The sequence below is a fragment of the Novosphingobium sp. PhB55 genome (assembly GCF_004368805.1).
GTDB lineage: Bacteria > Pseudomonadota > Alphaproteobacteria > Sphingomonadales > Sphingomonadaceae > Novosphingobium.
Genome location: NZ_SODQ01000011.1, coordinates 67623 through 81714, shown reverse-complemented (window position 1 = coordinate 81714; position 14092 = coordinate 67623). Strand labels below are relative to the sequence as shown.

Below are 14092 nucleotides of genomic sequence, written 5' to 3'. Positions count from 1 at the left end.
TTTGCAATTCAGATCAATCCACGCCCGTCGATACGGACGACCGGTACGAAGCCGCGGTGGCCGCGCGGCATTTCAAGATGGAGCCCTTGCCCGTCGCGGCGGTGAACCAGCGGTCCGCCGCCAAGCAGGGTCACCTTTTCGACCACCCCCGGTTCGCGGCCGGCAGCGAGCGTCGCGATCGTGACGTCGCCCTCCGGCTTGCCGAGCACCAGCGCGTAAAGCGCGCCCTTGTTGGTGGTGAAGCGAATATCGCGCGCAGTGAAGGGTTTCGCCTTGTCCTCGCTCTGCATGCCCAGCACCGGACGGTTCGGGCCTTCGCCGTAATGGCGCCAGGGACGGGAGCCGAAGATCGCCTCTCCCCCGGCTTCCATCCACTCCGACATCTGGTCGAGTATCCGGTCTTCCTCGCTGTCGATGGAGCCGTCACCCGGCTGCGGAATCGACAGCAGCAGGTTGCCGTTCTTCGACACGACATCCGCCAGCCGCTGGATCACTTCCTCGGCGGTCTTGTAGCTTTTGTCGTTGAGGCGGGCGACGTTGTAGAACCAGTCGCCGATGCAGGTGTCGGTCTGCCAGGGTTCGTCCCAGATATGGTCGGTATAGCCGCGCTCGACGTCCTGGACCACGCCGAAGCGCGCCTCGGGCGAGAGCTGCTTGGCGGTTAGGACGACGTCGATCTTGCCGTGCCACTGGATCGAGCGGTTGTAGTAGTCCGCCGCCGCCTCCAGCCCGACCGGGCCGAACGGCAGTCCGTAATCGTCGAAATAGACCAGGTCGGGCCGGTACTTGTCGATGAGGTCGGTCTGGCGCAGCAGCCAGCGGGTGACGTAGGCCGGGTCGTCCTTGGGCCCGGTCTCGATCCATTGGCCGTCGTTCGCCTCGTGCCAGGCGTTCATCGCGGCGATGCTGTCGATCCCGTCGGGCATGACGGCGTGACCGCCGGTATAGAGTTCCTGCGGGTCGAGCCCGTCCCACCACTGGCCCTTGCCATCGGCCTTGCGCAGGCTGAAGGCATCGTAGCGGCGGCCCTTATCCGGTCCGGTCGGGTCGTAGCCGTAAGCGGTCTGGTACCAGTGCCAGGCGTGGGCGGCGTGGTTGGAGACGCCGAAGCGCAGCCCGGCCCGGCGCGCGGCTTTCTCCCAGATGCCCACCACGTCCTTGCGCGGGCCGACGCGCAGGCTGTTCCAGGCGTGGTAGCGGCTGTCGTAGCAATCCAGGTTGTCATGGTGGCAGGCGAGGGCGACGAAATACTTGGCGCCGGCCTTCTTGTAGCGCTCCACCAGCGCTTCCGGCTGCCAGCGTTCCGCCGTCCAGCGGTTCTGGATGTCCTTCATCCCCTCGACCGAGGGATGGCCGTAAGTCTTGAGGTGATGTTCGTACATCGGGTGGCCCTGCATGTACATGAAGCGCCCGTACCAGTCGCCCTGCTGCGGAACCGACTGCGGCCCCCAGTGCGCCCAGAGGCCCAGCTTCGCGTCCCGGAACCAGTCGGGATAGCGGTAGTTTGCCACCAGCGAGGGCCAGTTGGCCTGCACCGGCCCGGGCGTCGTGCCCATGGCGCTGGCGGCACGCGCGGTGCGGGCGAGGCCCAGCGCCGCGGCGCCGGCCAGGAAGGAGCGTCGCTTGAGGTCCATCATTTGGGGGCTCCCGAAGTTCCGGTAATGGTGGCGGCAATGGCGGCAAGGGCCAGCGGGCGCATGACGGCATAGCCTTCCGGCGTGGGATGAACGCCGTCGCTGGCAAGGCCCGGCTTCATGGCGCCGTCCGGCTGGGCCATGGCCCGGTGGTAGTCGACATAGCCGAAGTGGTTGATGCGGGCATAGGCGGAGAGCCGCCTGTTCATCTCGTCCACCTGAGGCGCGGGCAGCTTGCCCGGGCTCCACGGGAAGGCGGCGGCGGGGGGAACGGAGGCGATGATCACCTTGATCCCGTGCGCGCGGGCCAGTTCCGCCATGCTCTGGATATTGCCCATGACCGTGTCGATCGTCGCCGCGCCGGTATTGCCCGCGATGTCGTTGGTGCCGGCCATGATGTGCACGGTCTCGGGCTTCAGGTCGACGACGTCCTGGCGGAAGCGCACCAGCATCTGCGCGGTGGTCTGGCCGCTGATCCCGCGATCGACGATGCCGCCGGTGAAGAATTGCGGATCGGCGTTGATCCAGTTGTCAGTGATGGAATCGCCCATGAAGACGACCCGGACCTTCTGCCCCGCCAGCGCCCGGTTCGCCTCTGCATAGCGGCAGAGCTGCCCGAAATCGCGGGTCAGCATGTGGAGGTTCCAGAGTTGCCAGCCGGCGGCATCCGCAGGTGCGGGATGGACCGGGCAGGGATCGGTGACGATGCCGACCGGATCCTCGGCGTGGGGATCTCCCGGCACGCGCGTTTCCGCGGCGGCAGGGTGGGCAAGACAGAAGCCCAGTGCCAGCGCGGCGACCGGGAGCAGGCGGCTCGTTTTCATTTCTTGCCTTTCAGGGCCAGTTCAATGGCGCGCTGGGCGATTGGCGCCATCACTGCATAGCCGTTGTCGAGCGGATGGACGCCGTCTTCGGTGAAGCGCGCCGCCATCAGGCCGTCACGGTCGGCCATGGGGGTGTGGTAGTCTGCGAAGCCATATCCCCGCCTGGCGCAGAAGGCGCGAAGCCAGGCATTGAGCGCCAGAATTTCCTTCGGATCGCGCTCCTTGACGACGTCTTTCGCTGCCGGGGTATAGTTGTTCACCGGGAGCAGGGCGCCGAACACGACCTTGATCCCGTGGCGATCCGCCAGGTCGGCCAGGGCCTCCCAATTCGTCTCGATCTGTTCGGGCGTCTCGTGCTGGAGGAAGCCCTGGATGTCGTTGATCCCCGCCAGAATGACGACCGCGGAAGGCTTCAGCGCGACCACGTCCTGATGGAAACGCAGGACCATCTGCGCGGTCACCTGGCTGCCGATGCCGCGATTGACGTAAGGCTTGCCGGGAAAGCTGGCCGTCAGGTTCCAGCGATCGGTGATGGAATCGCCCAGGAAGACCACGCGCTTTTCGCCGGGGCGCGGTGCGGGAAGGGCTGCGTTGGCGGGGGCATAGAGATAGCGCTCGCCGAAGTCCTGCATCAGGCTGGGCACGAGCTTCGCGCGGAACGGCCCGAGCCACTGGCCCCAGTCCTTTTCCTCCACGGTCCTGCGCTCGGGAGAGCTTTGGTATTGCTGCGCCGCCGCCTGGACAGAAGCGAGGCCCGCAACCAGCGCCAGGGCGGCCATGCCTGCCCTCACGCCGCGGTCACTCCGTGCGTGGCGGCGAAACTGGCGAAAAGCGAAGGCCAGGCGGCTGCCTGCATGGTTGCGGGCAGGCGAACGCCGAAGCCATGGCCGCCGTTCTCGAAGATGTGCAGGGCGCTCGCCCGTTTGGCTTCCTGCAGGGCCTGGAACAGGGCGATGCTGTTGGCGGGCGGCACCAGGCCGTCGTCGGCGGCATGGACCAGGAACGTCGGGCAGGTCGCGCCGTCGACGCGCTCTTCCACCGAACGGGGCTTCTGCATGGCGGGGGTGGAACCCGGTCCGAGCAGGTTGTCCCGCGAACCGACATGCGTGAAGGGCGCGAGCAGGCTGACGACGGGATAGACCAGACCGGCCACTTGCGGCGCGGCGCTCTGGCTGTCGGCCTGATCGACGGGCTGGTAGACGCGCTCGGAATGGCGGGTGGCGAGCGATCCGGCCAGGTGGCCGCCCGCGGAAAAGCCGAGCACACCCACTTTGCCGGGATCGATGCCGAACCGGCTCGCGCCGGCGCGGATCAGGCGCATGGCGCGCTGGGCATCCTGCAAGGGAACGTCTTCGCGCTGGCTCCAACCTTCGCCGGGGAGCCTGTAGAGCAGGATGAAGGCCGTCACGCCTCTGGCATTGAGCCAGGCCGCCTGGCTCGTGCCTTCGTTGTCGTAGGACAGAAAGCCATAGCCGCCGCCCGGCACGATCAGCATGGCGCTGCCGTTGGGCCGGGCCGGACGCTTCACCACCAGGACGGGCCGGTCGATCCCCGTCACCCAGCGATCGGGCTTTGCGGGGTCCCTGGACTGATCTGCCACCTTGCGGTGGATCGGCGCGGCAGGCGCACCGGGCGCTGCGCCGGGCCAGAGCGGCACGACTTCGTCCTGGGCGCTGGTCTGCGCACGCGCCAGGCGTGGCAGGATGGTCAGCGCGGCCGCGGCGGCCAGCGTGGTGCGGCGGGTGAACTGGGTCACGGGGTCTGCTCCTGAAGCTCCGGGGATGTCCATTGGCGGATCGGGGACATGGCATTGCCGATCGCGGCCGCTGCCTGGCGCACACTGGCGCTGCATTCCTCGATCGTGGTCTTGCTGGCAGGCCCGGCGACGAACGGCACGGTGAGCGCGGCGCGCGCGATCCCGCCGAACAGGATGGGGGCCGAAAGGTCGGTGATCCCGGTCAGCATCGGGCTGGGCTCGCTGGCGCCGCCGGCAGCGGCCACCTTTTCGAGCCTGGCGATCAGCTCGCCCTCATCGAAGGCCGGGTTTGCGCCCCGGATGTCGCCCAGCATGGCGGCGCGCGACTCGGCCGACTGGAAGGCGAGCAGGATGCGGCCGGAGTTCGAGAGGTGAAGCGGACGGCGATAGCCGACTCTGACGGCGAATCCCGAAAGTCCCGGCGCTTCGATCGCGATGATGACGATCATCTCCGCACCCGATGCGACGGCGAGGTGGCAGCTCTGGCCCACGCCGCGGGCCAGCTCCTGCATGACCGGAAGCGCGGTGGAGGCCAGGTCGCGGATCGGCGGTTGGCTCATGCCCAGCGCGAACAGCCGGTTGGTCAGCCGGTAGCCGTCCTCGGCCCGCGCGATGTAGCCGTGCTCTTCCAGCACCTGCAACATTCGAAATATTTCACTGACCGATCGGCCCAGCGCGGCCGATATGTCCGACATGATCAGTGGCTCGCTCGAACCTGCCAGAAGTTCGAGGATTTCCAGCCCCTTCTTCAGCGCGGGCGCCTGATAGCGCGTCTTGCCGTCCATCGATCCTCTCCGATCCCTTGCCCGCCCCTTATTCGCCGAGGGAGCGCGGAATTTCCATGTGCCATCGACCACAATCCACATATGAAATCAATTTTTATATTTCACAATGTGTCAATTGCGAGTAATGAGTCGCTCGTCGTCACCGCGCTCGTGCGGACAAGGCGAAGCAGGATCGGGAACGGGCAAGGTCGGTAACGGGCCAAGGCCGCCCGGCGATGCGACTTTTGAGGATGTGCTCCGCCGAGGAGCCAGGGAGAGGGAAGTCCATGAGGACGATTGATCAGGCATCGCGCCGTGCGCGTCTGCTTACGAGTATTTCGGTTGCTACCGTCGCTCTGGGCGTGATGTCGCCTGCCAGCGCTCAGGACGCTTCGGGCGTGGAAGCCGCCGCGCCGCAGGATGCGGAAGGCCAGGCCGGAGACATCGTCGTGACCGGCGTGCGCGCAAGCCTCAGCAACGCGCAGTCGATCAAGCGCAACTCGGACGTGATCGTCGATTCCATCGTGGCGGAAGACATCGGCAAGCTGCCTGACCGCAACGTGGCCGAAGCGCTTCAGCGCATCACCGGCATCCAGATTCAGCGCAGCTTCGGCGAAGGCAGCTCGGTCTCCATCCGCGGGCTCAGCCAGGTGCGCACCGAAGTGAACGGCCGCGACGTGTTCACGGCCAACGGCGGCCGCAACCTCAGCCTCGAAGACGTGCCTTCCGAGCTTCTGGCCGGCGTGGACGTCTACAAGAACCCCTCGGCCGACCAGATCGAAGGCGGCATCGGCGGCCTGATCAACTTGCGCACGCGCAAGCCCTTCGACTTCGACGGGTTCAAGGCCTCGGCCAGCGCCAGCATCAACTATTACGATCTCTACGGAAAATCGACGCCGCAGGCCAACCTGCTGCTCTCCGACCGCTGGAATACCGGCATCGGCGAAATCGGCGTCATGGTGGACTTCGCCTACCAGAAGACCGCGTTCCGCCAGGACCAGATCTCCAGCCAGCCGTTCTATGAACTGGACCAGTCACTGGATGCGAACGGCAATCCGAACAACGCCACCGACTATGCCGTGGCATCCGGTCTCGGCCGTCTGGGCAAGGACACCTACCTGCCGCACGGCGTGGGCATCGGCCAGTACCTGGGCGATCGCCGCCGCCTGGGCGTGGACGCGGCGATCCAGTGGAAGCCGACCGACACCCTGCTCGTCACGGGCGAATATGTGCGCTCGGACTACAAGTTCCAGTACGGCGACTACAGCTTCTTCGCCTATACCGGCAACAATCCGATCACGCCGGACTATACCCAGCCGTTCACCTTTGATGACGACGGCAATTTCCGCAGCGGCACTTTCGCCAGCGTTCCCATCGATTCCAACACCAGCCTCGAGCGCCGCAAGTCGGTCACCAACGACTTCTCGCTCAACCTGAAGTGGACGCCGACCAACAACCTGTCGGTCAACGGCGACTTCCAGTACATTCGCGGCACCACGGACGGCCAGCGCTCGATCGTCATCCTCCACTCCAATGCGGAGCGGCTCTATCAGGTGGTCGGCAGCGGCGTGCCGACGATGGACATCCTGCCCGACAACGATCCCAGCAACGGCAACGGCTCCGTCACCGACGTGGCCAATTACGCCCCACTGGGCGGCGGGTACCTGGACCACATCGATCACTCGGTGGGCAAGGAATACGCCGGGCGCCTTGATGCGGAATACCGCTTCGACAACAGCATCCTGCGCTCGATTTCGGCAGGCCTGCGCTATACCGACCGTTCCGCGGTCACCGATTCCAGCACTTACGCCTATTACGGCACGAGCGCGCTGGCCGATAACCTCTATGAGGTCCACCCGTTCCGCGGCGATCTCTATCGCGGCTATCAGGGCGTGCCGGACGGCGGCGTGTTCTTCAGCCGCGGGATCGTGCTCGACTACGACGCCACCCGCCAGGCGCTGGCGCCTTATGTCAGCGATTCCCAGCGCCAGTCGCTGCTTGACGGCGTGAGCTACGTCCCCAGCGACCGCAACACTCAGGGCGAGAAGACCTATACCGCCTATGGCCTGGCCAAGTTCGACTTCGCCGATGCCGGCTTCCCGCTGGACGGCAATATCGGCGTCCGCGTGATCAAGACCAAGGTCTCGACCGACGGCTTCATCGTCCAGACCCCCCAGGTCATCATCGACGGCCAGCCGGGCAACGGCCCGATCTCCTACGTGGCGCTGGGCGTGAATTCCAACTACACCAAGGCGCTGCCGAGCCTGAACCTGCGCTATCACTTCAATGACAAGTTGCAGCTCCGCCTGGCCGCGTCGAAGGGCCTGACGCGCCCCGACTTCTCGCAGCTGAACCCCAACATCAACATCGTCGAGTTCAATTCCGGCAGCGGCCTGCGCACTGCCTCCAGCGGCAATCCTTTCCTGAAGCCGCTGGAAGCCAAGCAGTTCGACGCCTCGCTCGAATGGTACTTCTCGCAGACCGGCTCGCTCTACGGCGCGGCGTTCTACAAGAAGGTGGACGGCTTCATCGCCAACATCACCAGCACCGAGACGTATGACTTCGGCAATGGTCCCTTCACCGTCGACGTCACGCGCCCGCTCAATGGCGACAACGGCAAGATCAAGGGCTTCGAGATCGGTGGCAACACCTTCTTCGACTTCCTGCCCGGCATATGGTCTGGCTTCGGTGTCCAGGCGAACTTCACTTATGTGGACAGCAAGGCGCCGAGCCCCGACGCGGCCGACAACGAAGGCAACAAGCTGTCGGTGCCGCTCGAACTGCTCTCGAAGTACAGCTACAACCTGATCGGCTTCTACGATCGGGGGCCGCTCTCGGCCCGCGTGGCCTACAACTGGCGCAGCAAGTACGTGGTGACCACGCGTGGCAACGGCAGCGGCAATCTGCCGATCTTCAATGACGCGCGCGGCCAGCTTGACGCCTCGATCACCTATACCGTGACGCCGAACTTCGCGTTGACGGTGGACGGCGTGAACCTGACCAATACGGAGAACCGCACTTACTACGGTATCGCCAGCAGGCCGCAGTCGAACGTTCTGAACGATCGCCGCGTCAGCCTGACGGCACGCCTGACCTACTGATCCGGCTTGCTGCGGCCGCCTCGCTTGCTATCCCGCAGGCGAGGCGGCCGCTCATGACGCCGGCCGCCGGCGATGCCACGGAAGAGGGGAAGGCGATGCGACAGGTTCTGCTGATAGATCTTGCGGACGAAGCCGAAGCCATCGCGCGCTACGAGGCCTGGCATGCGGCGGGCGCGGTGCCGGAGGCGGTCGTGCAGAGCATTCGCACCGCGCGGATCCGCGACATGGAGATCTACCGCACCGGGAACCGGCTGGTCATGGTCATGGAGACCGAGCCCGGTTTCGATCCGGCCGAAAAGGCGGCCGCCGATGCTGCGGACCCGGCCGTGCAGGCCTGGGAGCAATTGATGGACCAGTTCCAGCGTCCGCTTGCCTGGGCCGCCGCCGACAGCAAATGGACGGCGGCCAGCCGCATCTTTTCCCTTCAAGAACAGCCCTGAGGACGACCCGCACGATGCGATCTTCTGCAATCCTGCTGGCCAGCGCCATGCTCTCCTTCGTGGCTGCCCCGGCCCTGGCTCAGGGAGAGGTCCCGCATATCGAGACGCGCCAGGGACGCCATGCCCTGATCGTCGACGGGGCGCCGTTCCTGATGCTGGCGGGGCAGGTCAACAACAGCTCCAATTATCCCAAGCCGCTGCAGACCGCCTGGCCGGTGCTGGACCGGATCGGCGCGAACACGGTGGAAGTTCCCGTCGCCTGGCAGCAACTGGAGCCGCGCGAGGGGCAGTTCGATTTCAGCTTCGTCCAGGCCCTGCTCGACCAGGCGCGCAGCCATGACAAGCGCGTGGTCCTGCTGTGGTTCGGTGCCTGGAAGAACACGGGCCTCGCCTATACGCCCGATTGGGTGAAGGTGGACAATCGGCGCTTCCCGCGGATGAAGAAGCCGGATGGCAGCGACCACGATGTCCTGACGCCGCACAGCGCGGAAACGCTGCGCGCGGACAAGCGGGCGTTCCTGGCGCTCATGACTTATGTGCGGGACCACGATCCGCAGAACACCATCGTCATGGTCCAGCCCGAGAACGAGGTCGGAAGCTACCGCAATCCCCGCGATTACGGGGCAGCGGCGCAGAAGCTGTTTGCAGGCGCCGTGCCGCAGGCATTGACGCGGCGGCTTGGCGGCCGCTCCGGCACCTGGAGCCAGGTCTTCGGCGACAAGGCGGACCGGGCCTTCAACACCTGGTTCACGGCGCGCTATATCGAGGAACTGGCGGCGGCGGGCAAGGCGATCAAGCCGCTGCCGATGTACGTCAACGCCGCACTGGCCGACCCGTTCAAGGAGCCGGATCCGCAAAGCGTCGCCAGCGGCGGGCCGCAGGGCGATGTCCTCGACATCTGGAAGGCGGCGGCGCCTTCGCTCGATTTCGCGGCGCCGGACATCTATGACCGCAAGAGCCGCAATGTCCTGAAGCACCTCGATCTCTACACCCGGCCGGACAACGCGCTGATGGTGCCGGAAATCGGCAATGCGCGCGAATATGCCCGGTACTTCTGGCCGGCGCTGGGGCGCGGTGCGATCGGGTTCTCGCCGTTCGGCATGGACGGCAGCGACTATTTCAACTTCCCGCTCGGCGCCAAGAGCTTCGACGAGGCCACGCTGGACGCCTATGCCGCGAAGTACCGCGTGCTGTCGGAGGCGATGCGGCCTTGGGCGAAGATCGCCTTCGAGCATCCGACCTGGGGTGCCGCCAAGCCCGATGACGGCGCGGCGCAGGAGACGACCATGGGCAACTGGCAGATCACGGCCAGCTTCGGCCAGTGGCAGTTCGGCCAGCGCGAATGGTTCCCCGATGCCGACCTTCCGGCCTGGGCCTCGGAGCCGGTCGGCGGCATCGCCGTCGCGCAGCTTTCGGCCGATACGTTCCTGCTGACGGGCGATCACGCCCGAGTGTCATTTGCACCGGCAGCGGGCAGCCCGCCGAACGGCATGGTCCTCAGGATCGAGGAAGGGCACTTCGCCAAGGACGAATGGGTTACGGACCGGGTGTGGAACGGGGACCAGACCGATTACGGCATCAATCTCACCGCGCGGCCCGTGTGGCTGAAGGTCACGATGGGGCGCTACAGGTAAGAAGGCGCCTCCGCTAAGCCCTGGGTAAGAGCGGGGACTTCGCGTCGCCGCGGAAGCGCGTTCTCAGCGTTGCTGGCCCAGCCCGGTGGCGGCCCAGTAGATCCCGCCCATCAGGTGCGCGAGGTATTGCGGCTCGCGGTAGGCCTCCCCGCTATGGCCCAGCGTGGTGACGAAGACGCGGCCCTTTTCGAAACGGTGATACCAGGCGACAGGGTGGTCCCCCATCGGTTTCGCGACTTGTCCCGGCCAGATGCGGGTGGGGTCGTAGCTCGTTTCGTCGACACGCAGCACCGGCTCGATCCTGATCCCGTGCGGATTGGTCAGCACATAGTATTCATCGCTCCATATCCAGCGCGAAGGCAGGCCGAAGGTTGCCGGGAATCCGGGATCGGCGGCGGTGACAACGCCCGTCTGCAGCATCGGATGATTGACGAAGCTGCGGCCGACCAGCTTCTCATACCAGGGCCAGTTCCCCGGCGGCATGATGAGCGCGCGGTGGACGATGATGGCGTTGCCGCCGCCGCGCATGTAGCTTTCGAAGTTCAGGCGCTGGGCCGGGTTCAGTTCCTCGCCCGGGGTGTTGAGGAACATGACCGCGGCATAGCCCTGCAGGTCGCCTTCGAAGACTTTGGGATCGTTGGTGTACGTCAGGTCGAAATCGTGAAGCCGGGCAAGATGCTCCAGGCTGTCGCGCGCGATCGGGATATATTCGTAATGGTACTTGTTCGGGATCGCGAGGACGAGCAGTCGGTACTGCGCTTCTGCCCATGCGCTCGCCGGGCAGGCGAGCGCGAGCAGGAGCAGCAGCGCGCGGATCAGGCGCGTCACCGGCCGGTCCGCGCGGCATAGAGGGCGTGGTGCGTCAGGATGTAGAGCGTCTTGCCGTCCTCGCCGCCGAACACCAGTTGCAGCGGCCGCTCGGGCACGTCGATCCGTCCAACCTCCTGTCCCTCTGGCGAGTAGACGAAGACTTGCCCGTTGGCCACGTAGACCCGGCCCTGCGCATCGCTGGCAACGCCTTCTCCGCCGCGCTCGGCAAAAGGCTTGAGCCCGGTGACGGCGCCTTCCGCGCCGACCACGCCGCTATACGTGCGGTTTTCCGAGGCGTTGGTCAGGAACACGCGTGCGCCGGGCTTGCCCTGGATGAAGCCGTAGCTGTCCAGCGAGTCCGAGAAGCGCAGGCCCCGGTGATCGGCCGGACCCTGGGCGAACACGCGCCAGGCGGGAAGGACCACGCTGCCATCGGGCGAGGCATATTCCTCGGCCTTGGGCAGCGCCATGTTGCGCGTGAACATCTCGGCAAGCGTGGTGAAAGCGTAAGTCTTCGGGTCGATCTGATCCTTGAACTCGCCGTTGATCCACCAGTTGACCGGCAGCACCGTTGCGGCATTGCCCGACTTGCCCGCCGGTCGGGGCGCGATCACTGTCAGCTCGGTATCGGGCGAACCCGGCTTGAGACTGTAGACGGTGCCGTTGCGCCCGAACGAGGACAGCACAAGCAGGTTGCCCGAGCGGTCGACCGTCAGGTTCACCGGATCGAGCGCGGCATCGCGCACGATTTCCAGCTTGCCGCTGTCCGACCAGCTCCAGATCCGCTGGAACTGGCGGTCGATGAAGTAGAGCTTGCCTTGCGCGTCAACCGCGCCTCCGCCGATGGAGTGGAATCCGTCTGCCAGTTTCTCGATGCGGGCGCCTTCGAACGTGACGGGTGCGACGGGCTGGGGGGCGGCCTTGACGTCCAGCACCGCGAATTCGCGTTCGCGCACGTCCAGCCCATGCGTCACGTCGCGCAAGGCATTCTCGAAGGGGAACTTGGTGAGGCGAAGGAACGTGGCGCAGCCGTTCTCGTCGCAAGTCCCGACGCCGCTCTCGGCATTGACGTGAACGTTGCGGAAACGGATGTCCTGCGAATTGTAGAGCGTGATGGCGGCCGGCGCCGCCTTGCGCGTGCGGGTGACGCGGTAGGCGTGGAGATTGGCAACCAGGATATTGCTGGAGTTGCGGATTTCCAGCGCCACCGCATCGCCGCTTTCGCCGGCCTCGCCTTCGGTCTGCGGAGCCAGCAGTTCCCAGTTCGAGACGCGGTTGAGCCCGATCTCGGTGCGGACGTGGTGCTCCACCGAGGCCTGGATCAGGCGGCCGGGCGTGGTCGTGTCGGAAATCAGGATGCCGGGGTGCGCGAAAGTGCTGGGGCTCCAGATATTGGCGAAAGTACCGCCGCCGCCCTGGGTAACCCAGAGACTGGCGTATTGGCCGTCCCAGCGGCGCGCGGCATCGGGATCGGCCGTCGCGTTGTTGTTGTAGGGATCCATCCGCGTGCCGTCGAAGCGATTGGTGCCATGGCCGCCCTGGAACTTCACGTCGTTCACCATCGAGCGTGCCCCCGCCTTCCACAGCAGGGCGGCGGCGCGCGGGTTGTTGCCGTTGGCATTGAGACCGATGCCGGCGACGATGGCGTCTCCGCCCGAGGCGCTCTCCACCAGCGCCTTCGGCGCGCCGACGCCGGCGTAGCCGGGAGAGCCGTCCGGCAGGACGATCTGCGTCAGGCTGGGATGAAGGCCCAGCAGCACGGTATCGGGCCGCAGCCGCAGGGTGTCGCTGACCTTGTAGAAGCCGGAAGGCAGATAGACCACGCGGTGCGTGTCGATGGCCTTCTGAAGCGCGGCGGTGTCGTCGCTCTGATTGTCTCCCTTCGCACCGAGACTGCGGGCGTTCACCCAGTCGGAGACCGGCGGCAGCGCGCGGATGGCGGGGGCGGACGGCGCGGGCAGGGCGGAGAGCGGCTCGGCATCGACTTGGGTGCGATAGGCGCCCATCTGCCCGAACGCCGGCAGCGTCAGGCCGTGAGTGAATGAGGAAACCTTGTAGGTCTCTCCCTTGCCCGCGACCGTCTTTCCGCTTTCGCGGAAGCGCGCGAAGACCGGGGTATGCGTGGCCACCGCGTTCTGGAAGCCGATCTGGGTATAGACGTTGTTCTCGTTGGAAATCAGCACGCCGGCCTTGGAGACATTCTCGAAGCGGACATCCTGGCCCCAGAGCCAGTCGCCGTAGCCGCGGTCGATCTCGATGCCCACCGGCGTGTCGCGGATGGCGACGTTGAGCAGGGTCAGCCCCGCTTCGTGCTCGCGGATCGCCGCATCGCGCTGGCCTTCGAAGGTGGCGTCCACCAGGGCGAAGGGCCAGGCGGGGGAGGGCTTCTCCGCCAGGATGCCGTAGCGGCCGCCGCGGAAGTGCAGGTCTTCGGCCTCGTTGGCGACGTGATAGAGCCCCGCGAGGCCGGAGCCGATATCGAAATCGACATGGCTGACGAAGCTGTGCTGGGCGGAGTGGAAGCGGATGGCGGTGGCGGCCGGATTGCCGTCCATGATGCGAAAGTCGATATTGCCGAGCGCGGAGTAGAACGTGCCGGGGTTGGCGTCCGGAATGTCCTTGTTGAAGGGCACGCTGCCGGGCGGCGCGAAGGCGACGGGGCGAGCATCCTTGGGGTCCCGCTCGCGGCGTCCTCCAGCAAACATCACCATGTGGCCGACGCCCTTCTGGAAGCCGGGCGTGCGCGGACCGAGCACGATCGTCGGCCGCTTTTCGCCGATGCCGAAGATGCGCACGCCGGGCCAGAGGAAGATGGTGCGGCTGATGCGGTAGGTGCCGGCGGGCAAGAACACGATGCCGCCGCCGCCCTTTTCGGCGGCGGCGTCGATGGCCTGCTGGATCGCGGCCGTATCATCGGCGCGGCCATCGGCCTTGCCGGATACGGTGAAGGCACCGGGTTCATCGGGAGCTGCGGTGTAGACCGAGGGCGAGGCGTAGGCGGGCTGGATCGCTACAAGGGAGGCCAGCAGGGCCGTCGAGGCGCCGATCGGTCCACGTTTCATGTCAATTCTCTCCGGGTTTCAAGGCACGTGTATCCTGTCGTCGTCCCGGGGGCGACCCGGGACGACG

Annotated in this window: 10 protein-coding genes; 3 read left to right on the top strand and 7 right to left on the bottom strand. The window is 66.1% G+C overall.

The window, feature by feature from the left end:
• Nucleotides 1-8 precede the first annotated feature (8 nt).
• Genes EDF57_RS23165 through EDF57_RS23145 form a run of 5 tightly spaced genes read right to left on the bottom strand, consistent with a single transcriptional unit; the run spans nucleotide 9 to nucleotide 4999 of the window.
• Nucleotides 9-1637 carry an alpha-L-fucosidase gene (locus EDF57_RS23165; protein ID WP_134096045.1) on the bottom strand — a complete coding sequence of 543 codons (1629 nt, stop codon included), beginning with the start codon at nucleotides 1635-1637 and terminating at the stop codon, nucleotides 9-11.
• Complete coding sequence (locus EDF57_RS23160) at nucleotides 1634-2458, bottom strand: SGNH/GDSL hydrolase family protein (RefSeq protein WP_134096044.1); 825 nt, start codon at nucleotides 2456-2458, stop codon at nucleotides 1634-1636. The genes EDF57_RS23165 and EDF57_RS23160 overlap by 4 nt, the downstream gene beginning before the upstream one ends.
• Entirely contained in the window at nucleotides 2455-3249 is a 795-nt protein-coding gene (locus EDF57_RS23155; RefSeq protein WP_243841250.1) for a GDSL-type esterase/lipase family protein, read from the bottom strand. Before EDF57_RS23155 ends, EDF57_RS23160 begins: the two co-directional genes overlap by 4 nt.
• Nucleotides 3246-4214 (bottom strand): alpha/beta hydrolase, encoded by a 969-nt coding sequence (locus EDF57_RS23150; protein ID WP_134096043.1) that lies wholly within the window; start codon nucleotides 4212-4214, stop codon nucleotides 3246-3248. Before EDF57_RS23150 ends, EDF57_RS23155 begins: the two co-directional genes overlap by 4 nt.
• The gene (locus EDF57_RS23145; protein WP_134096042.1) at nucleotides 4211-4999 is read right to left on the bottom strand and encodes an IclR family transcriptional regulator; all 789 of its coding nucleotides are present in this window, start codon (nucleotides 4997-4999) and stop codon (nucleotides 4211-4213) included. The genes EDF57_RS23150 and EDF57_RS23145 overlap by 4 nt, the downstream gene beginning before the upstream one ends.
• A 266-nt stretch (nucleotides 5000-5265) precedes the next feature.
• On the opposite strand from EDF57_RS23145, the gene EDF57_RS23140 reads away from it, so the two are divergent.
• From EDF57_RS23140 to EDF57_RS23130, 3 genes are all read left to right on the top strand, one after another.
• The gene (locus EDF57_RS23140; protein ID WP_134096041.1) at nucleotides 5266-8079 is read left to right on the top strand and encodes a TonB-dependent receptor; all 2814 of its coding nucleotides are present in this window, start codon (nucleotides 5266-5268) and stop codon (nucleotides 8077-8079) included.
• 95 nt (nucleotides 8080-8174) lie between these two features.
• Nucleotides 8175-8519, top strand: coding sequence for an L-rhamnose mutarotase (locus tag EDF57_RS23135; protein WP_132266159.1), 345 nt, complete (start codon nucleotides 8175-8177; stop codon nucleotides 8517-8519).
• Between the two features lie 14 nt (nucleotides 8520-8533).
• On the top strand, nucleotides 8534-10153 hold the full coding sequence (locus EDF57_RS23130; protein ID WP_134096040.1) for a DUF5597 domain-containing protein: 1620 nt from the start codon (nucleotides 8534-8536) through the stop codon (nucleotides 10151-10153).
• A 63-nt stretch (nucleotides 10154-10216) separates the two neighbouring features.
• On the opposite strand, the gene EDF57_RS23125 is transcribed toward EDF57_RS23130, so the two are convergent.
• The gene (locus EDF57_RS23125; RefSeq protein WP_134096039.1) at nucleotides 10217-10981 is read right to left on the bottom strand and encodes a ThuA domain-containing protein; all 765 of its coding nucleotides are present in this window, start codon (nucleotides 10979-10981) and stop codon (nucleotides 10217-10219) included.
• The gene (locus EDF57_RS23120) at nucleotides 10978-14025 is read right to left on the bottom strand and encodes a glycosyl hydrolase family 28-related protein (protein ID WP_134096038.1); all 3048 of its coding nucleotides are present in this window, start codon (nucleotides 14023-14025) and stop codon (nucleotides 10978-10980) included. The genes EDF57_RS23125 and EDF57_RS23120 overlap by 4 nt, the downstream gene beginning before the upstream one ends.
• Between the last annotated feature and the right edge of the window lie 67 nt (nucleotides 14026-14092).

Excerpts from the sequence above, each read along its gene's own strand:
- EDF57_RS23165 (WP_134096045.1), bottom strand. The coding sequence starts at position 1,637 with ATGATGGACCTCAAGCGACGCTCCTTCCTGGCCGGCGCCGCGGCGCTG.
- EDF57_RS23160 (WP_134096044.1), bottom strand. The coding sequence starts at position 2,458 with ATGAAAACGAGCCGCCTGCTCCCGGTCGCCGCGCTGGCACTGGGCTTC.
- EDF57_RS23145 (WP_134096042.1), bottom strand. The coding sequence starts at position 4,999 with ATGGACGGCAAGACGCGCTATCAGGCGCCCGCGCTGAAGAAGGGGCTG.
- EDF57_RS23140 (WP_134096041.1), top strand. The coding sequence starts at position 5,266 with ATGAGGACGATTGATCAGGCATCGCGCCGTGCGCGTCTGCTTACGAGT.
- EDF57_RS23135 (WP_132266159.1), top strand. The coding sequence starts at position 8,175 with ATGCGACAGGTTCTGCTGATAGATCTTGCGGACGAAGCCGAAGCCATC.
- EDF57_RS23130 (WP_134096040.1), top strand. The coding sequence starts at position 8,534 with ATGCGATCTTCTGCAATCCTGCTGGCCAGCGCCATGCTCTCCTTCGTG.
- EDF57_RS23120 (WP_134096038.1), bottom strand. The coding sequence starts at position 14,025 with ATGAAACGTGGACCGATCGGCGCCTCGACGGCCCTGCTGGCCTCCCTT.